Source organism: Pseudocolwellia sp. AS88 (assembly GCF_030551755.1).
GTDB lineage: Bacteria > Pseudomonadota > Gammaproteobacteria > Enterobacterales > Alteromonadaceae > Pseudocolwellia.
In genome coordinates this window covers 34,130-54,991 of the sequence record NZ_JAUPEC010000029.1, presented here as the reverse complement: position 1 = coordinate 54,991, position 20,862 = coordinate 34,130, and the positions used below count along the sequence as shown (strand labels likewise).

Sequence of the window (20,862 nt, the reverse complement as noted above, 5' to 3'; positions counted from 1 at the left end):
TACTAAATTTTATGCCTTGTAATTATCCATTTTTCCTCATGAAAAAGTAGATCACTTAATTAATCAAATTGGTATTATTTATAAATCAAACTCTGATCATTATCTTGTTTTTTTCTGACTGAGTTAATCAACAGATTGTCATTTTCAATGACCAGAATTTAGATTATTCAAATCTTAGTACTTATTCAGGCTCTACAAAAAACTTATTGTTTTGTAAAAACTCACCTTCTAAAGCGTCCAGCATTTCTTCTGTAATTTCTTGGTTAGGATCTATGTTTTGAGCTATTTTATGGCCTTCATCCGCCCACTCACCTAGATCAATAAGCTGACAACGTTTACTGCAAAATGGTCGGTAAGTACTTTCTGGTTGCCAAACAACACTGGCACTACAATTAGGGCATGGAACTTTTAAGGTCATGAGAAAACTCTTTAAGATAAAATTACTTTGTACAGTATAAAGCAGCGCATTATAAACTGGAATGTTACGAATTTAAGCATTATAAACCCAAATAGCTTGAATTAGTAAAGTACTAACACCTTGCTAATTCAAAGTCTGTTGGCTGGTTTAAATAACGTCGGCCCATTTCATTACAAGGTACAACAAAACGGATTGAATAACGGAATTTATTGCCGCTCACCGTAGGGTAGAAGTTAGCATTTTCTGGTGTTCTTATACGAAGTAGAGATAAGCTTTCACCGTTGTCTTGGTAAAAACCATTATCTGTACTTATTTTTATAAAGTCGCCACGTAAACGTATAAACTTTAATGTTAAAAATAAGCTGTTAGAAATAGAAGAAAATAGGTTTATCCACGACTTCATTTCAGCTTGTAATATACTGTTATCTTGGCTTAACCAAAAATGTAATTGAGGTAAATCAAAAGCACACGTTCCGCCTTGCATAGCGAATCTTTGTTTGAGGCCTGTTAAAAATTTGATATCTCGGTAGTTTAACCATTGCTGTTTTTTTTTCTTCAACTCACACAACAAATAAACCGTCTGTTTTAGATTTTCTTCTAGTAGGGAAGTGTCAATATCTGGTGCTTGCGACCAAACTACAAGATGTTGTTCTAGCTTTTCTAATTCTTTAATTAAATCGCCACGAATATCGTTTCTTTCAAGTGTGTCAACAATCGAAAACAGGCCATTAAAGAATGTTATATGAGAGGAATTAATATCGCCAGACGAGCTAATGTCTAAATACTTAAACAATTGTTCAAGTTTTAAATAGTTACGAATACGTTCGTTTAATGGGTGTTCAAATAATACAGGCGACATAACAATCATCTAGCTCCTTAGAATTGCACCATCTTAGCGCCGCAAAGATAAAATGGCTATTGTATTTCATAAAATCTTACACTTTACAGGGTTATTAGAGTCTATCGAGCTTTAGAGGTTCAATTTAATGTGATTTTGAGGTGTTTTGTTTGCAATGAATATAGAAGTAGAGCAGACGAGGTTGGTATATTGTATAACGGTAACAGGTGCTAAGACTGACTGTAATTGTGTTTAAACTTAGTATTTACTAGATAGAACACAGGTATGTTTTAGGCATAACTTAAATACAAATGATGAAGCTCATCAACTTTTTTAGCTATTAAACTTAAATTGGTAGTCGAGTTATCAATAATATCATCAGCAAGTTTTAGCCTTTGAGTTCTCGATATTTGACTTGCGATAATTTTTTCAATGATATCGCTATTACTGTTATCTCTTTTAACGGTTCTTTCAATCTGTATTGATTCCGTAACATCGACAACTAAAGTGCGATTTACATATTGAGTTAATTCATTTTCAAAAAGTAATGGCGCAACCAAAATACAATATTGTCCAGAACTTTCAGATATTTTAGAGAGGATAGATTCGCGAATAAGCGGGTGTAATAGAGCATTAAGCCATTGCTTATCTAATTCAGAACTGAATATTTTGTGGCGTAATTTAGTGCGGTCTAAATAACCATCAGCTTGGATAAAATCATCACCAAAATGTTGTTTAATTTGATCTAAAGCAAAAGAATTAGGTTCTACCACTTCACGAGCAATAATATCGGCATCTACTAGCTCAACACCTAGATCATGGAACATATTCGCTACTGTGGTTTTACCACTGCCAATACCGCCAGTTAAACCAACAACAAGTTTTTTCATGGTACACATGGCATAAATAGTTCCGAGTTAATTACTTATTAATATTATTTGAAATCTATACAAGGGTACTTAAATACCAACTCCAAATACTATTACCCCAGATCATTGTTATCCAACCGGCTATTGCTAGGTATGGACCAAATGGAATAGCTTGTTCACGTTGATGATTCTTAAACACCATTAAGCTAATGCCGATAATTGCACCAACAGCAGATGCCATTAAAATAAGTATAGGTAAAAGTTGCCAGCCTATCCAAGCACCAAATAAAGCAACTAGTTTAAAATCACCAAATCCCATACCTTCTTTACCCGTAAGTAACTTAAATCCCCAAAATATACTGTACAAGCTCATATAACCCACTGCTGCACCAATAACAGCATCTTGCAATGGAACTATGGTGCCATTAATGTTGACCAGTAAACCAAGCCATAGAAAGGGTAGAGTGATTTGATCAGGCAATAGCATGTGATCATAATCAATCATAGTTAAGGTAATTAACGCATAAGTTAATAAGATAATAAAAAGGGTTGTTATTGTTACGCCAAAATTAACCGCGACTACAGTGCTTAATATGGCTGTAGCAAGCTCAATAAAAGGGTATCGTGCCGATATTTTATTTTTACATTGGCTGCATTTACCACGCAAAAACACCCAGCTAATAACAGGAATGTTTTCATAGAAACGAATTAAATGTCCGCACTTAGGACAAGTGGATGCAGGTTTAGAAAGTGTAATCTCAGGTTTAGCTTCTTGTTCTTTTTTTTGATCCGGCTTTTGTTTATTATCTACTAATTCATCAGCTAAAAATTCACGACATTCTTTATACCAGCCTTGTTCCATCATTTTAGGTAAGCGATAGATAACGACATTTAAAAAACTACCAATTAATAAAGAAAATAAAGCAACAACACCATAAAAAATAGTTAAGTTTTGCTCAAAAGCAGTCATTAGGTCAGTAAACATTTAAAGCCTCAGGTTAAACCCTATAGGAAAGTTATTAGGGAGTATTTAAATCGTCATTAAAAACATTAAGCCATTCAAAAGAATAGCTTAATGGGTTTTTTATATTCTTATAAAGTTCGAATATCGGCTTATACAACCATACCAATTTGGAAAATAGGTAAGTACATGGCAATAATTAAACCACCAATAACTACACCTAATACTGCCATTATCATTGGTTCTATCAAGGCTGTTAAGTTATCAACTGCATCATCTACTTCTCTTTCATATACTGTTGCAACTTTAGATAGCATATCATCAACAGCACCAGACTCTTCACCAATAGCCACCATTTGAATAACTAGGTCTGGAAAGATACTTGAATTACGCATGGCTAAATTCATTTGCATACCCGAGGTTACTTCCGATCTAATATCTAATATCGCATCTCTAAATACAGCATTTCCTGAAGCTCCTGCTGCCGACTGTAATGCATCAGGTAAAGGAACACCGGCAGCAAAAGTGGTGGATAATGTTCGAGCAAAACGTGCAACTGCAGCCTTTTTCAGTAAGTCACCAATGACAGGGAGTTTTAATATTTTCTTATCTACACTATCTCGTAATTTTGCACTATTTCTATGGGCTCGTTTAAATAAAAAACTAGCAAGAAAAATACCCCCTAGACCAATATACCAATAACTTTGCATAAATTCAGATATACCGACTACAAATAAAGTGAATGCAGGCAGTTCAGCACCAAAACTTTCAAATATTTCTTGAAATACAGGTACTACGAATATTAATAATATTGAAGTTACTATTAAGGCTATAACTAAAACAGCTATCGGATAAGTCATGGCTTTTTTAATTTTAGCTTTAAGTATTTCAGCTTTTTCTTTATATGTTGCTATTCTGTCGTAAATCGTTTCTAGTGAGCCTGATTGTTCACCAGAATTTACTAAATCACAATAAAGGCCATCAAAATGTAAAGGGTGATCTCTTAGGCAATCAGATAAAGGTAAACCTGATTGAAGTTTATTACCAATATCACCCAATAGCCTTTGCACTTTAGGGTTACTATGGCCTGTCCCTATCATTTCGATAGTTTGTACTAGAGGTACACCAGCACCCAGCATAGTTGCAATTTGACGAGTAATAGCTGCAATATCACCCTGTGTGATTGGTTTTTCGCCACTCATACCAAACAACGGTTTAGCTTTTTTCTTTACTTTACCTGGCGTTATACCTTGTTTACGTAATTGGGCTTTTAAAGCCATTAAGCTGGGAGCAGGAAGTTCACCAGATATTTTTTTGCCTTTACGGTTAACGCCTTGCCAGACAAATACATCTAGTGCTTTAGGAGCTGCTGTTTTTTTTGATTTAGTACTTGATACTGCCATGTAAATACCTAAGTCTTTGTAATATTGATAAGTGTTTTTTATTGTAATTTATGTTTTAGCTTTTTATTTTTTATTATATTGCTGATATATATATTTATAAAACAGCTGCCTATTTTATAAGTTGCTATGAACTTGTTACGCGATTAATTTCTTCTAAACTTGTAATGCCATTCATCGCTTTTATTAAACCTGATTGACGTAAATTGTTAAAACCTTCTTTTTGACACTGTTCAGCAACATCTAAAGAGTTTCCGCCTTCCATAATAATAGTGGCAATCCTTTCAGTGATCTTTATCACTTCATAGATACCCACACGGCCTTTATAGCCATTAGTACAATGGTCACAACCTATGGCTTTAAATATTTTAACTTTAGGTAGTTGTTCTAGAGTAAAACCTTGATTTATGAGTTCATGCTCTGGAATATGTTCTTCTTCTTTACATTGCATACAAAGGCGACGCGCAAGGCGTTGGGCAATAATAATACTAACGGAACTCGCCACGTTATAAGCAGGTACGCCCATATTAAGCAATCTGCTAAGTGTTTCAGCTGCAGAGTTAGTATGGAGTGTTGATAAAACTAAATGACCTGTTTGTGCGGCTTTAATTGATATTTCAGCCGTTTCTAAATCACGAATTTCACCTACCATGACGATATCGGGATCTTGACGTAAGAAAGAACGTAATGCATTAGGAAAGGTTAGGCCTGCTCGAACATTTATTTGAACTTGGTTAATACCTTCTAAATTAATTTCTACCGGATCTTCCGCTGTAGATATATTGCGTTCAGGGGTGTTTAATATATTCAAGCCAGTATATAAAGAGACTGTTTTACCTGAGCCTGTAGGTCCGGTAACTAAAATCATACCTTGAGGTTGATCGAGCGCTTCGGTATAAATTTTCTTTTGTGCGTCTTCATAGCCCAGCATCTCAATGCCTAACATAGCACTGGATGAGTCTAGAATACGCATTACTATTTTCTCACCCCACATGGTTGGGAGACTACTTACACGAAAGTCGATTGATTTCTTTTTAGATAATGCTAATTTAATACGACCATCTTGCGGTACTCGTCGTTCGGCAATATCAAGTTTAGACATAACCTTTAAACGTGCTGCCATTCTTGATGCTAAGTTGACAGGAGGGCGAGCAATTTCAGTTAATATGCCATCCACACGAAAGCGAATACGGTAAGACTTTTCGTAAGGTTCAAAATGTAAATCAGATGCGCCTTTTTTGATGGCATCTAATAAAATTTTGTTAATGTAAACAACAATTGGTGCATCTTCTTTGTCATTGCCTACATGTCCATTGTCATCATCATTACGATCTTCCTGAACATCAATGCCGGCTAATTCATCGGCATCTATATCAGATATATCTAAACTATCATTTTCTTCATCTAATACTCTTTCAATACAGGTATTTAAGCTGGTTTCATCAGATAAAACTAGTTCGGTGCTGTAACCTGTATTAAATTGTATTTCTTCAAGAGCTTCTAGGTTGGTTGGATCGGAGAGGGCAACAAATAAAACTTTGCCCCTTAAAAATAAAGGCAAAGCATGATGTTTTCTAATTAACGATTCATTACGCACACCTTCAGGAACTAAGCTTGTATCAAAAGTCGCTAAATCTATTAACGGATAACCAAAAGTACGCGATAGTGTGTTGGCAATGTTATTGGCATCGTATTCTTTATCTTCTACAAGAAAACGAATAAAAGGTTTTTTTTGTTTTTGAAAGTCAGAGTTTATGCTCTCCACCATGTTGGCGGGAACAACATCATATTTCGATAACGCAGAAAGTAAACTGGACTGTTTATGATTACCTTTCATATACCTTTATTTACATTAGATTAATTATAACTTGAGTGTACTTTCATTCGAAGAGAAAAACAAAAAAGAGTTTAACTTTTTTAGGAAAAAGATCTTAGCAATAGCCATTTGTTAAACATGTACCAGCTTGCGTCCACTTTACAGGTGAGGTAACTCCATCAGCTTGCAAAGTATATGTAATGCCATCCAAATTTGAGCCATCATTTTTCCAAGTAATTGTTATTATCCCACCTGATACAGATGAACCATGAGTACTTGATGTTCTTGATATATTGTCAGCTATACCTAAAACTCCCCCATTGATCTCTGACAAGGTTGAAGGTTTTTTAGTTTGAATTGCAACATCAATACTTAGCTTTAATGGTGATGCGGCAAGAGTTGCTTCAGCAAACTTTGCTCGATCAAAATATGTATTATATGCTGGTAGTGCAATAGCTATTAATATTCCTAAAATAGCTACAACTATCATTAATTCAATTAAAGTAAAGCCATTTTGGTTTGAACTGTTAGTTTGATTATTCATTACATTACCTTAACTTTATAATAAAAAAAGCTCCCTTGGGAGCTTTTTAGTCAACATATATTATTGTGTTTATAAGTTAATTATTAACAATAACCATTTGTTAAGCACGTACCGCCTTGAGTCCATTGAACTGGAGCTGTAACACCATCAGGCGTTAATGTATAAGTAATACCTGCTAAATCTGAACTATCACTCTTCCATGTAATTGTTATTACGCCAGAAGCAACTGCTGAGCCATGAACATCAGTTGTAGCTGTAATATCAGCAGGAATACCTAATGTAGCTGGAGCTAAAGCTGCAAGGTTAGCTGGATTTTTAGTTTGAACTGCTACTTCAATTGCTGATTTTAGAGGCGTAGCAGCTAATACTGCTTCAGCAAACTTAGCTCGGTCTGAATAAGTTTGATAAGCAGGCAATGCAACCGCTGCTAAAATACCGATAATCGCAACAACGATCATTAATTCAATAAGGGTAAAACCTTTTGCTTTGTTGATTCTGTTTTTGTTATTTAAAGTTTTCATATTTTAAGTTTCCATTCATTTTTTGTTACGAGGGTTGTATCTATACTGCGACACTTTTTTAAATATGTAAAACATTCTTATGCATTTTTTTGTGTTTTTTTACTTTTTATTTGATTTTTAGCAAAAAATTTACATTCTGTTAAAAAAGTCACTTTATTTTAACAAGTTATCTCTTTAATTTAAGCGTGTACTTTTTAGATTGTATACAAAAAACTGCCTTTGTTGTTTGTTAATTATACAATTGTTGGCACGTTAAAGATTAAGCAAGTTCTATATTGTTACTAGCTATTACACATTATCTTGCCAATATTAATTCTTGTTTGTTGTTTTTTTCTATTTTTAAACCCTATTTACTGATGATTATTTGTTATGAAAATCGCATAGAAAGATCAATAGCATTAACTTGCTTAGTTAATGCGCCTACTGAAATAAAGTCGATACCCGATTTTGCATAATCTGTTAGAGTTGATAAGGTCATATTACCTGAAACTTCCAGCTGAGTTCTTTTATTCAATGTTTCTGCTGACTCATTTCTTAGTATAACGGCTTGTTCGATCATTGCATGGCTGAAGTTATCTAACATGATAATGTCGGCACTTGCGCTTAATGCTTGGTTTAGTTCGTCGATGGATTCAACTTCCACTTCAACTTTTTTATTTGGATGATTTTGTTGAGCTCTGTTAATGGCTTGAGTTATTCCGCCACAAGCTGCTACGTGGTTTTCTTTTATTAAGAAGGCGTCGAATAAGCCGATTCTGTGGTTGTAGCCACCGCCACAAGTTACCGCGTATTTTTGTGCATTACGCAATCCAGGGATAGTTTTGCGTGTATCTAATAATTTAGTAGTTGTGCTTGCTAGTGCTTTCACATATTCACTGGTAATAGTGGCAGTACCCGAAAGTGTTTGTACAAAGTTTAATGCAGTTCGTTCACCTGTTAATAAGGTACGAGCATAACCTGATAGTTCGAATAAGGTGGTGTTTGCTGATACATGTTGTCCGTCATTAACAAACCAGGTGATGCTTGTAGGAACAAAAACTTCATTAGGGTTTTCTTGTTTTATCTTTCTAGTAACAATTTCATCAAGCTGTTTAAATACTTCATTAACCCAAGCAACGCCACAAAATATACATTCTTCGCGGGTTATTACGGTAGCGTGAGCTGTTTCCATTTCAGGAATGAGTTCAGCGGTAATATCAGTGCCATCATTTAGGTCTTCTTTAAGTGCAAAAGTAATAGTGTTGATAATGTCTTTTTGTAGCTGTGCTGTAATAGGAGCTGTAACTTGAGGTGTTTGCATTTAGTTTTGTTCTCGTAATTTTAATGTATTGCCGCTTTGATGAAGTTCTAGCTGCTTTAACGCGCTCATACCTAAGAGTATTTCGTCGCTTTTAAATGAAGGGTTAATATTAGCCTCTACATTATATAGTGTAATATCACCGATCTTTAATTCGTTAATCACAGAACGATATACATAGGTATAACCGTTTGCTGTAGATACTTGGTATTTATTATAACGTGGTAGATTTAATTTATCTGCTATATGTTCTGGTATAGAAACATCCGTCGCGCCGGTATCTAATAAAAAGATAACTGATTGTTGGTTAATTTTACCTGAAGTTATGTAATGACCTTGTTTGTTTCTTTTTAGGTGAACTTCATTCAAACCATTTTCTGATAAATAACTGGTGGGTGAACTATTAGGGTTTTGTTGCTTATCTAACAATTCTTGAAAAAAGAAAACCAGCATACCAATTGCTATTATCCATGCAATCCAACCAAAATACTTTCCTATTTTGTTTGTTGTATCTTCTTCAGTCATAATAGCCCGTATAGTTTAAATATAGATTGATATTGTATGACTAATTCTTCGGTTAGCCAATTAAATGCCGACACTTTAAATAAAAAAACAAATAACAAAGTAGACATTATGTTTGAAATTGTTGATGGTTGGTTTTGTGATTTACCTCAAACATCAGAGCTTGCAATAAACTCATCTCGCTTTAAAGAAAAAGAGCAAACGGCTCAAACCAATTTTATTACGCGATGCCCATCTCCACATTTCAGCCCCAAAAAAGACTGTTCTGATGTTAGTTTATTAGTTGTGCATAATATTTCTTTACCGCCTAATCAGTTTGGTGGAGATTACATTACGGATTTCTTTCTAGGAAAATTAGATAAAGATGCGCATCCATATTTTGAAACCATTCATGAGATGAAAGTGTCTGCTCATTGTCTTATTAAAAGAGATGGCAGTTTAGTGCAATATGTATCATTTTTAGATAAAGCTTGGCATGCTGGAGTATCTGAGTATAAAGGTAGAGATAAATGTAATGACTTTTCTATTGGAATTGAACTAGAAGGGGCTGATGATATTCTTTATACTGAACAACAATACAAAACGTTAGCTACGGCATGTTTTTCACTTCAACAAGAATATCCAAATATTAAAGATAATATTTCAGGTCATAATCAAATTGCGCCAGGGAGAAAAACAGATCCTGGTGAAGCATTTGATTGGCACTACTTTTATACTTGTTTACAACAAATACAAAAAGCGTAAATCAAAACGCTAAAATAATAACATTACTCTTTATAAATAACTGTACCTATATAAGTACAATAAATATAAGCAGAGTATAATCAGGTATCTAGATTTTTATAAACACCTTGAATAACCAAGTATTAATTTTCACTAATTCTACATTCATAATAAGTAAGGCTAAGTTATATGAGTTTGATCAGTTTACTAATTGCGTTGTTGTCTGAACGTTATTTAACAAATAAATGGTGGCATTTTAACACGTATTATAAGCAATATAGTCAGTTAGCTTTAAAAGACGATACTGCAGGTTCAAACACCAAATCTGCAATTATGATGGTGCTTATATTATCATTACCTACTTTGCTTTGTTATTTTCTATTAGAGCAATTAGGTAATGGTTTTTTATATTTAGTGGCTTCAACGATAACTCTGATTGTTTGTTTTGGTTGTTCGCATACACGAGATACTTATAAAAGATATTTAGTAGCTGCTTTTAAAGGTGAAACCACAACGTGTGATTTAATTCATCAAGAGTTCTTGCAAAATAAACAGCTACCACAAATGGGCTTTGGGCAGGCTTTAGTTTGGTTGAATTACCGTTACTTTATTGCCGTGATGTTGTTTTTTGTGGTTTTTGGTGCGCCAGGCGCAGTATTTTATCGTTTGCTGACAAGTATAAACGAACGCTGTGTTACACAAAAAGACACAAAAGAAATTACCCAAGAATTTAAGCAAGAAGTTACTTCTGAAACTACTGAAGCCGTTACATCAGAAAATATCGCGTCAGTTACAGAAGAAGAGCAAAGGCTAGAGGTTTGTATTTCTAGTAAAATACTTTTTGTTGCTGATTGGTTGCCAGTGAGAATTATAGCTTTGGGTTACATGTTAGTTGGTCATTTTTCAAAAGCTGTTCCTGTTTGGTTAGCAAATTTATTTGATATAAATATGCCATCTTCTGAGGTGTTAATTTCTGTAGCGCAAAAATCTGAAGACATTATGATTGAAACTGAAGATTGCTCAGCTGAGCCTTGTACTTTAGTTAGATTAGCAAAAAGAACCTTATTACTTTGTTTAGCTTTTATTTCTATTTTAATACTCACTGGAGTACTTTAAGGGCGTTAAGTTTTAGTATGCAACTTTAAAGCTTATGTTGTTTTATTACATAAACTAAGCTTATTTATGTAATAAACAAAATATAAAAGTTACTTTAGATTTAGATAAATAAAGCATTAAGTAGGTCTAAGCCAAGTTGTTGTAATTTCATGTTTTTACATGATTATCAATAGTCATTAATATTGGAGTTAAACGTTTGTTTGAAGCTTTAACTCTAAAATTTCACTTGGAAAATGCTTCGAATTAAACTATGTTACGTTTACAAAACCACGAAGTTTTGTTATTTTTACACCAAAATATTAATGGTAAGACCAATTTACCAAGCTTTTTTAAGCCTGTTAGGTGGTAGAGGTAGTAAGCAAAATGTCGTATAGCGGTTTAATAAAAACAGTTAAGCAACCAAAGTTATCTGATGTTATTCAAGAGCAATTGGAAACTATGATACTTGAAGGAAGCTTACAGGCAGGTGAGAAATTGTTACCTGAACGTGAACTTGCTAAGCAATTTGATGTATCGCGTCCATCTTTAAGAGAAGCGATACAAAAGCTAGAAGCAAAAAAATTGGTAGTACGTAAACAAGGTGGTGGAACCTTTGTTAGCGAAACCATTCTAAGTGGTTTGTCTGATCCACTTTTCGAGTTAATGGCTCAAAATAATGAATCGCAGTTTGATTTGTTAGAGTTTAGACACGGAATAGAAGGCATGGCTTCATATTACGCTGCAATGCGAGGCACAGAAGCTGACTTCAGTGAGATACAAAAGAAACACGACAATATTGGTAATGCACAGTTAGAAAACGACTACAAATTAGAAGCTAATGCAGTATTCGATTTTTATTTAGCCATTTGTGCGGCTTCACATAACGCGATTATTTTGCACTTATCTCGCAGTATGAAAAGCTTACTAGTAGACAATATAGAAAAGAATTTAACAATGATGGCTAAGCGGCCTGATATTTTCTCTCAGAATACAGATTACCGAAAGAATTTATTAGAAGCTATAGTTAGTGGTAAACCTCAGCGTGCTTGGGGAGCTAGCCATAGTCATTTAGCTTTTATTGAAGAAGTTTTGTTGAAACTCACACAAGAAAATAGTCGTGTAGAGCGTTCAATGAGACGGATGCAACGTAAAACATAGGCGTATAGTCTAAACATTATTATTAAAGGTTAATTGCCTTTAATTGTTTAAGTAATTTTTAAGTAAATTTTAATATTTAACTTTAATCCCAAAGCCACAATATGTAGTGGCTTTAATAACATTTGGAGACTAAGTAATTATGTCTGAGCTCCCGAAAATTGATATTGATTCTTTAGAAACGCAAGAATGGTTAGAATCAATGGAGTCTGTATTAGAAAATGAAGGGCCTGAGCGCGCTCATTATCTATTGGAAAAATTAATCGATAGTGCACGTCGTAGCGGTACACATTTACCGTTTGATGCTAAAACAGCATACGTAAACACTATTCCTCCTGGGCAAGAACCACACATGCCTGCAGACCAAACTATCGAGTCGCGCATTCGTGCTGCAATTCGTTGGAATGCTTTAGTACTTGTATTACGTGCTTCAAAGAAAGATTTAGACTTAGGTGGTCACATTGGCAGCTTCGCTTCTTCTGCGACACTTTACGATGTAGGTTTTAACCACTTCTTTAAAGCTGCTTCAGAAAAAGATGGCGGCGATTTTATTTTCGCACAAGGTCATATTTCTCCAGGTATTTACGGTCGCGCATTTTTAGAAGGCCGTTTAACTGAGAAGCAAATGAATAACTTCCGTCAAGAGTGTGATGGCGAAGGTTTATCTTCATACCCGCATCCTCATTTGATGAAAGATTTTTGGCAGTTCCCTACAGTTTCTATGGGCTTAGGTCCATTACAAGCTATTTATACGGCTCGTTTCTTAAAATACCTTACAGACCGTGGAATTAAAGATTGTTCAGGTCAACGTGTTTACTGTTACTTAGGTGATGGTGAAACTGATGAACCAGAATCATTAGGTGCTATTGGTTTAGCTTCACGTGAAGGTTTAGATAACTTATGTTTCGTTATCAACTGTAACTTACAACGTTTAGATGGACCAGTACGTGGTAACGGAAAAATCATTCAAGAACTTGAAGGTACATTCCGTGGCGCAGGTTGGGAAGTTGTTAAAGTTATTTGGGGTTCATACTGGGATGCATTAATCGCCCGTGATACTTCAGGTAAATTATTACAATTGATGAGTGAAACAGTAGATGGTGAATACCAAAACTGTAAAGCGAAAGGTGGTAAGTACACTCGCGAAAACTTCTTCAATAAATACCCAGAAACAGCTGCATTAGTTGCTAACATGTCTGACGAAGATATCTACCGCTTAAACCGTGGTGGACATGATCCTGTTAAAGTTTACGCTGCTTACAAAAAAGCAATGGAAACAAAAGGTCGTCCTACAGTAATCCTTGCTAAAACTGTTAAAGGTTTTGGTTTAGGTGCATCAGGCGAAGCGCAAAACGTTGCACATAACGTTAAGAAAATGGACGTTGAATCTATCAAGAGATACCGTGATCGTTTCAATATGCCTATCGCTGATGATCAAATTGAAGATTTACCATTCTACAAATTCCCGGAAGATAGCCCTGAATACTTGTACATGAAAGCTCGTCGTGAAGCCTTAGGTGGTTCATTACCTGCTCGTCGTGAACAAGCTGAAGAACAATTAGAAATGCCTGGATTGAAAATATTCGATGCTATTTTGAAAGGTTCTGGTGAGCGTGAAGTTTCGTCAACAATGACGTTTGTTCGTGTATTAAATGCTGTTTTAAAAGATAAGAAAATTGGTAAGCGTGTTGTTCCAATTATACCTGATGAAGCACGTACTTTCGGTATGGAAGGTTTATTCCGCCAAGTTGGTATTTATGCAAACGAAGGACAAAAATATGTTCCTCAAGATGCTGACCAAGTTGCTTACTACCGTGAAGATAAGAAAGGTCAAGTATTACAAGAAGGTATCAACGAGTTAGGTGCAATGGCTTCTTGGGTTGCTTCTGGTACGTCTTACTCTACTTGTAACGCGACAACTATCCCGTTCTACATCTACTACTCAATGTTTGGTTTCCAACGTGTTGGTGATTTAGCATGGGCAGCTGGCGATAGCCAAGCACGTGGTTTCTTATTAGGTGCTACTGCTGGTCGTACAACACTTAACGGTGAAGGTTTACAACATCAAGATGGACATTCACATGTTCAAGCTAACTTGATCCCTAACTGTGTAACTTATGATCCAACATACGGTTATGAAGTTGCTGTTATTGTTCAAGATGGTTTACGTCGCATGTACGGTGAGAACGAAAATGTTTTCTACTACATGACATTAATGAATGAAAACTACCAACATCCTGCAATGCCTGAAGGTGCTGAAGGCGAGCAAGTTGCTAAAGATATCATTAAAGGTATTTACAAACTTGAACGTGTAGAAGCTAAAAAAGCCAAAGCAAATGTTCAATTAATGGGTTCTGGTACTATCTTAAATGAAGTACGTAAAGCGGCTCAAATATTAAGTGAAGATTACAACGTTTCAAGTGACGTTTACTCTGTAACTTCATTCAACGAGTTAGCTCGTGAAGGTCAAGAAGTTACTCGTTGGAACATGCTTAACCCTGAAGCAAAACAAAAGTCTGCTCATATCTCTAGTGTAATTACTAAAGATGCGGGTCCAGCAATTGCTGCAACTGATTATGTTAAATCATACTCAGACCAGGTTCGTGCATTTATTGACACAGACTACCGTTGTTTAGGTACTGATGGTTTCGGTCGTAGTGATAGCCGTGCTAACTTACGTACGCATTTCGAAGTTAATGCTAGCTACATTGTTGTTGCTTCATTATTCGAATTAGCAAGCCGTGGCGAAGTAGAAAGAAGTCTTGTAACTGAAGCAATTAAACGCTTTAACATTGACACTGATAAACTTAACCCACTTTACGCGTAATAGTGACTAGAGAAGGAATCAAAGAAATGTCTGATATTCAAAAAATTCTAGTCCCAGATGTTGGTGGCGAAGAAGTTGAGATTATTGAAATTTGTGTTGCTGTTGGCGATACATTAGAAGCTGACGAAGGTATTGTGACTGTTGAAACTGATAAAGCTTCAATGGATATTCCAGCACCTTTTGCTGGAGTATTATCAAGTCTTTCAGTATCTGTTGGCGACAAAATTAAAGAAGGTGACGTAATTGGTGAATTACAAGCATCAGGTGCAGAGGCTCCGGCTGAAGCTCCTGCCGCTGAAGCACCAGCTGCACCTGTAGCAGAAACGCCTGCTGTTGAAGCTCCAGCTGCGCCAGCAGCTTCAGGCGCAAGTGAAGTCATTGACGTTGCTGTACCTGATATTGGTGAAGATGGCGAAGTTGACGTTATTGATGTACTTGTTGCTGTTGGCGATGTAATCGAAGCTGAAGATGGCTTAATTACCTTAGAAACAGATAAAGCAACAATGGACGTACCGTCTACTCATGCCGGAACCGTTAAAGAAGTTTTCATCTCAAATGGTGATAAAGTTAAACAAGGTACGCTTGTTATTAAACTAGAAACTTCTGGTGGTTCTGTTGTTGCTGAAACTGCAGCGCCTGCACCTGTTGCCTCGGCTCCTGTAGCTCAGGCTGCTGCACCGGTTGCTACTGAAAGTGCAATTATTGATATTGTTGTTCCAGATATTGGTGAAGACGGCGAAGTTGATATTATTGATGTACTTGTTGCTGTTGGTGATGAAATCAATGAAGAAGATGGCTTAATTACCCTAGAAACTGATAAAGCGACTATGGATGTACCATCTACTCATGCTGGTACAGTTAAAGAAGTATTAGTGTCTACTGGCGGTAAAGTTAAAAAAGGCACTTTAGTTATTAAGCTTGAAACAAGTAGTGGTGCTCCTATTGCGCCAGTACCGGTTGAAACTCCAGCTGTTGTTTCAGCTCCAGTTACAGCACCTGCAACTAAAGCTAAATCTGCGCCTGTTCCTCATCATCCTCAAGCGGGTACACATAAAGCGGTAGGAGCTATTTACACTTCTCCTTCTATCCGTAGAGTGGCTCGTGAGTTTGGTGTTGATCTAACCTTAGTTAAAGGTACTGGTCGTAAAGGTCGTATCCTAAAAGAAGATGTTCAATCATACGTTAAATATGAATTGTCTCGTCCGAAAGCGAATGCAGGTAGTTCAGTAGCTGCTGGCGAAGGTGGATTACAAGTTGTAAGCGCTAAAGCTATCGATTTCTCTAAATTTGGTGAGATTGAAACTAAAGCCTTATCACGTATTCAGAAAATATCTGGTCCATTCTTACATCGCAACTGGGTAACAATTCCACACGTTACTCAATTTGATGAAGCTGATATTACTAACGTTGAAGCTTTCCGTAAGGAACAAAACGTTGTTTGTGAAAAGCAAAAACTTGGCTTTAAAATTACACCACTTGTGTTTATTTTAAAAGCTGCTGCAGACGCTTTACGTGCATACCCAACATTCAACTCAAGCTTAAGTGAAGATGGCGAAAGCTTGATCCTTAAGAAGTACATCCACATTGGTGTTGCTGTAGATACTCCAAACGGACTTGTTGTTCCTGTTGTGCGTGATGTTGATAAGAAAGGTATTTACGAATTATCTCGTGAGCTTTTAGAAATTAGTGTTAAAGCACGTGAAGGTAAACTTAAAGCTGCTGATATGCAGGGCGGTTGTTTTACTATTTCAAGTTTAGGTGGCATTGGTGGTACAGCATTTACTCCAATCGTTAATGCACCTGAGGTTGCTATTTTAGGTGTATCTAAATCTGAAATGAAACCTAAGTGGAATGGTAAAGACTTTGAGCCTAAGTTAATGTTGCCATTGTCTATGTCTTACGATCATCGTGTAATTGATGGTGCACTTGCAGCACGCTTTACTGTGCATTTAGCGGGTGTTATGTCAGACATTAGAAAGCTTGTTTTATAATTTAAGTATTTTATAAGTAACAAGTGTCTTAATGAATAGGTCGGTAAATTAGCCCATCAGTAACATATACTGAAAGTTTTTATATTTACCGACATTATCTTTCATTAATGATAGAGATTTTGACGGAGTTTAAGTAGACTTCTTGTCAGAATTATAAAAATAAATTCTTTGTTGTGTTTATTAAGCTTATTTAAACAACGCAATAAATATTCATACAAAATTTGAGGTTAGCATGAGCAACGAAATTAAAACTCAAGTAGTAGTTTTAGGCGCAGGCCCTGGTGGTTATTCAGCAGCATTCCGCGCTGCCGATTTAGGTTTAGATGTAGTATTAGTTGAAAGTCGTGAAACACTTGGCGGTGTTTGTTTAAATGTTGGTTGTATTCCATCAAAAGCATTATTACACGTAGCTAAAGTAATTGATGATGCTGCTGAAATGGCATCTCACGGTGTTACATTTGGTAAGCCTGAAATCGATTTAGACAAAATTCGTGGTTGGAAAGAAAGTGTAATCGGTCAATTAACTGGTGGTTTAGGCGGAATGGCTAAAGCACGTAAAGTTACAACTGTTTACGGCTACGGCAAATTCACTAGCGATAAAACAATCGCTGTTGAAGGTAAAGATGGTACAACTACAATTACTTTTGATAATGCAATTATTGCTGCGGGTTCTTCAGTGGTTGATTTACCATTTATACCAACAGAAGATCCACGCGTTATCGATTCAACTGGTGCTTTAGAGCTTAAAGATGTTCCAGAAGAAATGTTAGTTCTAGGTGGTGGTATCATTGGTTTAGAAATGGGTACTGTATACAACGCGTTAGGTTCTAACGTTTCAGTTGTTGAATTTGCTGACCAACTTGTACCTGCTGCAGATAAAGACATTGTTAAAATTTACACTAACTACAACAAAAACAAATTCAACATCATGTTGTCTACTAAAGTTGTTGCAGTTGATGCGAAAGACGATGGTTTATACGTAACATTTGAAGGAAAGAACGCTCCTGAAGGGCAAGTTCGTTACGACAAAATTTTAGTTGCAGTTGGTCGTAAACCAAATGGTCACTTAGTAGACGCTGACAAAGCTGGTGTTAATGTTGATGAACGTGGTTTCATTAATGTGACTAATGAATTACGTACAAACGTAAATCACATTTTTGCTATTGGTGACGTAGTTGGTCAACCAATGCTTGCTCATAAAGCTGTTCATGAAGCTCATTGTGCTGCTGAAGTTATCTCTGGTAAGAAACATACATTCGAACCTCGTTGTATTCCTTCAATCGCTTATACTGATCCTGAAATGGCTTGGGTTGGTGTTACAGAGCGTGAAGCTAAAGAACAAGGTTTAAACATTGAAGTTGCTAACTTCCCTTGGGCAGCTTCTGGACGTGCTATCGCTTCTGCACGTACTGAAGGTAAAACTAAGATGATCTTTGAAAAAGAAACAGGTCGTGTTCTTGGTGGTGCTATTGTTGGTATCAATGCTGGCGAAATGCTTGGTGAAGTTTGTTTAGCGGTTGAAATGGGCGCTGATGCTGAAGATGTTGGTTTAACTATTCATGCTCACCCAACGTTAAACGAATCAATTGGTTTAGCAGCAGAAATCTTTGAAGGTTCAATCACTGATTTACCAAATGCTAAAGCAGTTAAAAAGAAAAAATAATTTTACAAAAAATTAATTATTAGTTTAAAAGCCAATATTTATATTGGCTTTTTGTTTTTTATTCGTCAAAATATTATTTTATATATTTATATCGACAAGGATGTATTAATGAAGAGTTTGTTCATCATAGCAATCGCTATCTACAGTATTGCTTTTAGTAGTTTCTCTGCGCAATCAGCGCTTTCCTATAAAGATTTTGGTGTTTTACCTATGTTTGAAAAGCCATCAGTTTCACCTGATGGTAATAAGATCGTTGCTATTTTTAATACTGATGATGGTCCTAGTGTGGTCTTGAGTGACTTTGGTGGGCAAGAGATTTCAACTCTCGTTAAGCTAAAAAAAGCTAAAGACAGAATCGATGATGTTTATTGGATAAATGAAAAGCGTGTATTAGTTTCTGCAAGTTATTCTGAAAGGATAGTTGATCGTTATTTTAGAATGACACGTTTATTTGCTATAGATATCGATGGTCAGAATTTACGTGAGATTAAACAGCGTGGGAAAAGAGAGCTAAATAATTGGGAAAAAATTGCAGCAGGAGATGTTAGTTTAGTTTCGCTACTTAAAAATGATAAAGAACATATTTTAGTTCAGTTATATGATAAACGTGATAAAGATCACGCTGTTTTTAAATTTAATGTTAACGACGGTAGTTTAGAGAAGCTATTTGCTAATACATATAATGTTCATTCTTGGGTTGTAAACAGTGAAGGTGTTGTTGTTTTTGGTTATGGAACAGATAAAGTTGAACGTGATGTAAGAACCATTTGGTATCGAAAAGATGCATCATCTGAATGGAGCCTATTACATAAGAAAAAAGCATATCAAGGTGAAACCTTCAGACCTATTATTGTACAAGATAATAAATTATTGGTTATTAGTGATAGAGAAACTCGTAGAGCTTCTTTATGGCAATATGATATAGAAAAAGGCGAATTCGATAGTATTATTTATAGTCATGATAAGTATGATATTGAAGGTGTTATATACTCCGCTGATCGAGATAGAGTTTTAGGTGTTTATTATTTTGATAACTTCCGCAGAAGTCACTACATAGAAGATGCTGATAATAATATTGCAACATTAGTTAAAAATACATTTAAAAACTTTGAGACAAGTATTTATAGCCTTAGTCAAAACAAACAAAGAATGCTTATTTTAGCTGCCAGTGATAACAGCCCAAGTAAATTTTTATGGATGGATTTAAATGTTAAAAAAGCAGGGATTTGGTTTACACAATACCCTTATCTAGAAAAAAAGAATTTCCCTAATGTAACTCCTTATAACTATAAAGCAAAAGATGGAACAGAGCTTTCTGGTTACTTGACCTTACCACATAATGCTAGCCCTGAAAAAACACCTGTAGTTGTATGGCCTCACGGTGGCCCAATCGGTGTTCGAGATTATCAATATTTTGATACCTTTGTTCAATTTTTTATAAGTAAAGGTTATGCTGTTTTACAAATGAATTATCGTGGCTCAGGTGGCTTTGGTTCTGACTTTGAAGTATCAGGTTTCCGCGAGTGGGGTAAATTAATGCAAGAAGATGTATATGATGCATTTGATTGGTTAAAAGCTCAAAAATTGGTTAACACTGATAATGCTTGTTTAGCAGGTTATAGTTATGGTGGTTATGTGGCACTAACGGCATCTTTCCAAAAACCAAATACATTTAAATGTATTGTAAGTGTTGCCGGCGTAAGTGATTTACTTGAGTTGGCGGAAGATGATTATCGATGGGAAGGCAGTTTACGTGCTCATGTTATTAACGAGATTGGCGATCCTTCAAAGAGTGAAGTAGCCAAAGAATTAGCAAGTGTATCTGCAATTAATCATCTTGATAAAATAAAAGCGCCGATTCTACTTCTGCATGGTACTTATGATACACAAGTTAGGTTAGATCAATCTTCCAACTTTTATGATAAAGCTAAGAAAGCAGGCGTTGATGTGGAATACACCGAGTATAAATACGGAACACATTATTTAGATGAGCCAGGTAATAGATTAGATGCATTTAAAAAAATAGGTGAATTCTTAGAAGAGCATTTAGATTAGAATCGTTCAAAGTAAGTGGCTTAAAGATAAAGATTGCTGTATCAAAGAAGCTAATTATCATTAACCGTTTGAAACGAATATAAAAAGTTTTCTTACCAAAAATTGGTCTTAGTTAGCGGACACTATTTCAAAGCACCTATTTAGGTGCTTTTTTCATTTTTGGCCTT

At 35.6% G+C, this 20,862-nt stretch carries 17 protein-coding genes; 7 read left to right on the top strand and 10 right to left on the bottom strand.

Going from position 1 to position 20,862, the window contains the following annotated elements; genetic code table 11:
- Positions 1–181 precede the first annotated feature (181 nt).
- From yacG to Q5N69_RS16405, 10 genes are all read right to left on the bottom strand, one after another.
- A complete protein-coding gene (gene yacG / locus Q5N69_RS16450) occupies positions 182–418 on the bottom strand; it encodes a DNA gyrase inhibitor YacG (protein ID WP_304370173.1) in 237 nt (78 codons plus the stop codon).
- A gap of 112 nt (positions 419–530) precedes the next feature.
- The gene (gene zapD / locus Q5N69_RS16445) at positions 531–1,286 is read right to left on the bottom strand and encodes a cell division protein ZapD (RefSeq protein WP_304370172.1); all 756 of its coding nucleotides are present in this window, start codon (positions 1,284–1,286) and stop codon (positions 531–533) included.
- A 260-nt stretch (positions 1,287–1,546) separates the two neighbouring features.
- Positions 1,547–2,146 carry a dephospho-CoA kinase gene (gene coaE, locus Q5N69_RS16440; RefSeq protein WP_304370171.1) on the bottom strand — a complete coding sequence of 200 codons (600 nt, stop codon included), beginning with the start codon at positions 2,144–2,146 and terminating at the stop codon, positions 1,547–1,549.
- Positions 2,147–2,201: 55 nt separating this feature from the next.
- On the bottom strand, positions 2,202–3,110 hold the full coding sequence (locus tag Q5N69_RS16435; protein WP_304370170.1) for an A24 family peptidase: 909 nt from the start codon (positions 3,108–3,110) through the stop codon (positions 2,202–2,204).
- 128 nt (positions 3,111–3,238) lie between these two features.
- The gene (locus tag Q5N69_RS16430; RefSeq protein ID WP_304370169.1) at positions 3,239–4,489 is read right to left on the bottom strand and encodes a type II secretion system F family protein; all 1,251 of its coding nucleotides are present in this window, start codon (positions 4,487–4,489) and stop codon (positions 3,239–3,241) included.
- A gap of 124 nt (positions 4,490–4,613) precedes the next feature.
- Positions 4,614–6,323: a type IV-A pilus assembly ATPase PilB gene (pilB, locus tag Q5N69_RS16425; protein WP_304370168.1), complete on the bottom strand. Its 1,710-nt coding sequence runs from the start codon at positions 6,321–6,323 to the stop codon at positions 4,614–4,616.
- 94 nt (positions 6,324–6,417) lie between these two features.
- A complete protein-coding gene (locus tag Q5N69_RS16420; protein ID WP_304370167.1) occupies positions 6,418–6,846 on the bottom strand; it encodes a pilin in 429 nt (142 codons plus the stop codon).
- An 83-nt stretch (positions 6,847–6,929) separates the two neighbouring features.
- Positions 6,930–7,367: a pilin gene (locus tag Q5N69_RS16415; RefSeq protein ID WP_304370166.1), complete on the bottom strand. Its 438-nt coding sequence runs from the start codon at positions 7,365–7,367 to the stop codon at positions 6,930–6,932.
- Between the two features lie 367 nt (positions 7,368–7,734).
- A complete protein-coding gene (gene nadC, locus Q5N69_RS16410) occupies positions 7,735–8,667 on the bottom strand; it encodes a carboxylating nicotinate-nucleotide diphosphorylase (protein WP_304370165.1) in 933 nt (310 codons plus the stop codon).
- Positions 8,668–9,189 carry a TIGR02281 family clan AA aspartic protease gene (locus tag Q5N69_RS16405; protein WP_304370164.1) on the bottom strand — a complete coding sequence of 174 codons (522 nt, stop codon included), beginning with the start codon at positions 9,187–9,189 and terminating at the stop codon, positions 8,668–8,670.
- Between the two features lie 36 nt (positions 9,190–9,225).
- Between Q5N69_RS16405 and ampD the strand changes: the two genes are divergently transcribed.
- From ampD to Q5N69_RS16370, 7 genes are all read left to right on the top strand, one after another.
- Positions 9,226–9,930: a 1,6-anhydro-N-acetylmuramyl-L-alanine amidase AmpD gene (ampD, locus tag Q5N69_RS16400; RefSeq protein WP_342866550.1), complete on the top strand. Its 705-nt coding sequence runs from the start codon at positions 9,226–9,228 to the stop codon at positions 9,928–9,930.
- Positions 9,931–10,098: 168 nt separating this feature from the next.
- Positions 10,099–11,025 (top strand): beta-lactamase regulator AmpE, encoded by a 927-nt coding sequence (gene ampE / locus Q5N69_RS16395; protein WP_304370163.1) that lies wholly within the window; start codon positions 10,099–10,101, stop codon positions 11,023–11,025.
- A 363-nt stretch (positions 11,026–11,388) separates the two neighbouring features.
- On the top strand, positions 11,389–12,162 hold the full coding sequence (gene pdhR, locus Q5N69_RS16390) for a pyruvate dehydrogenase complex transcriptional repressor PdhR (RefSeq protein ID WP_304370162.1): 774 nt from the start codon (positions 11,389–11,391) through the stop codon (positions 12,160–12,162).
- Positions 12,163–12,301: 139 nt separating this feature from the next.
- The gene (gene aceE, locus Q5N69_RS16385) at positions 12,302–14,986 is read left to right on the top strand and encodes a pyruvate dehydrogenase (acetyl-transferring), homodimeric type (protein WP_304370161.1); all 2,685 of its coding nucleotides are present in this window, start codon (positions 12,302–12,304) and stop codon (positions 14,984–14,986) included.
- 26 nt (positions 14,987–15,012) lie between these two features.
- Positions 15,013–16,977, top strand: coding sequence for a pyruvate dehydrogenase complex dihydrolipoyllysine-residue acetyltransferase (aceF, locus tag Q5N69_RS16380; protein ID WP_304370160.1), 1,965 nt, complete (start codon positions 15,013–15,015; stop codon positions 16,975–16,977).
- A gap of 232 nt (positions 16,978–17,209) precedes the next feature.
- Positions 17,210–18,640, top strand: coding sequence for a dihydrolipoyl dehydrogenase (gene lpdA, locus Q5N69_RS16375; RefSeq protein WP_304370159.1), 1,431 nt, complete (start codon positions 17,210–17,212; stop codon positions 18,638–18,640).
- A gap of 108 nt (positions 18,641–18,748) precedes the next feature.
- The gene (locus Q5N69_RS16370; RefSeq protein WP_304370158.1) at positions 18,749–20,695 is read left to right on the top strand and encodes a S9 family peptidase; all 1,947 of its coding nucleotides are present in this window, start codon (positions 18,749–18,751) and stop codon (positions 20,693–20,695) included.
- Positions 20,696–20,862: the final 167 nt, after the last annotated feature.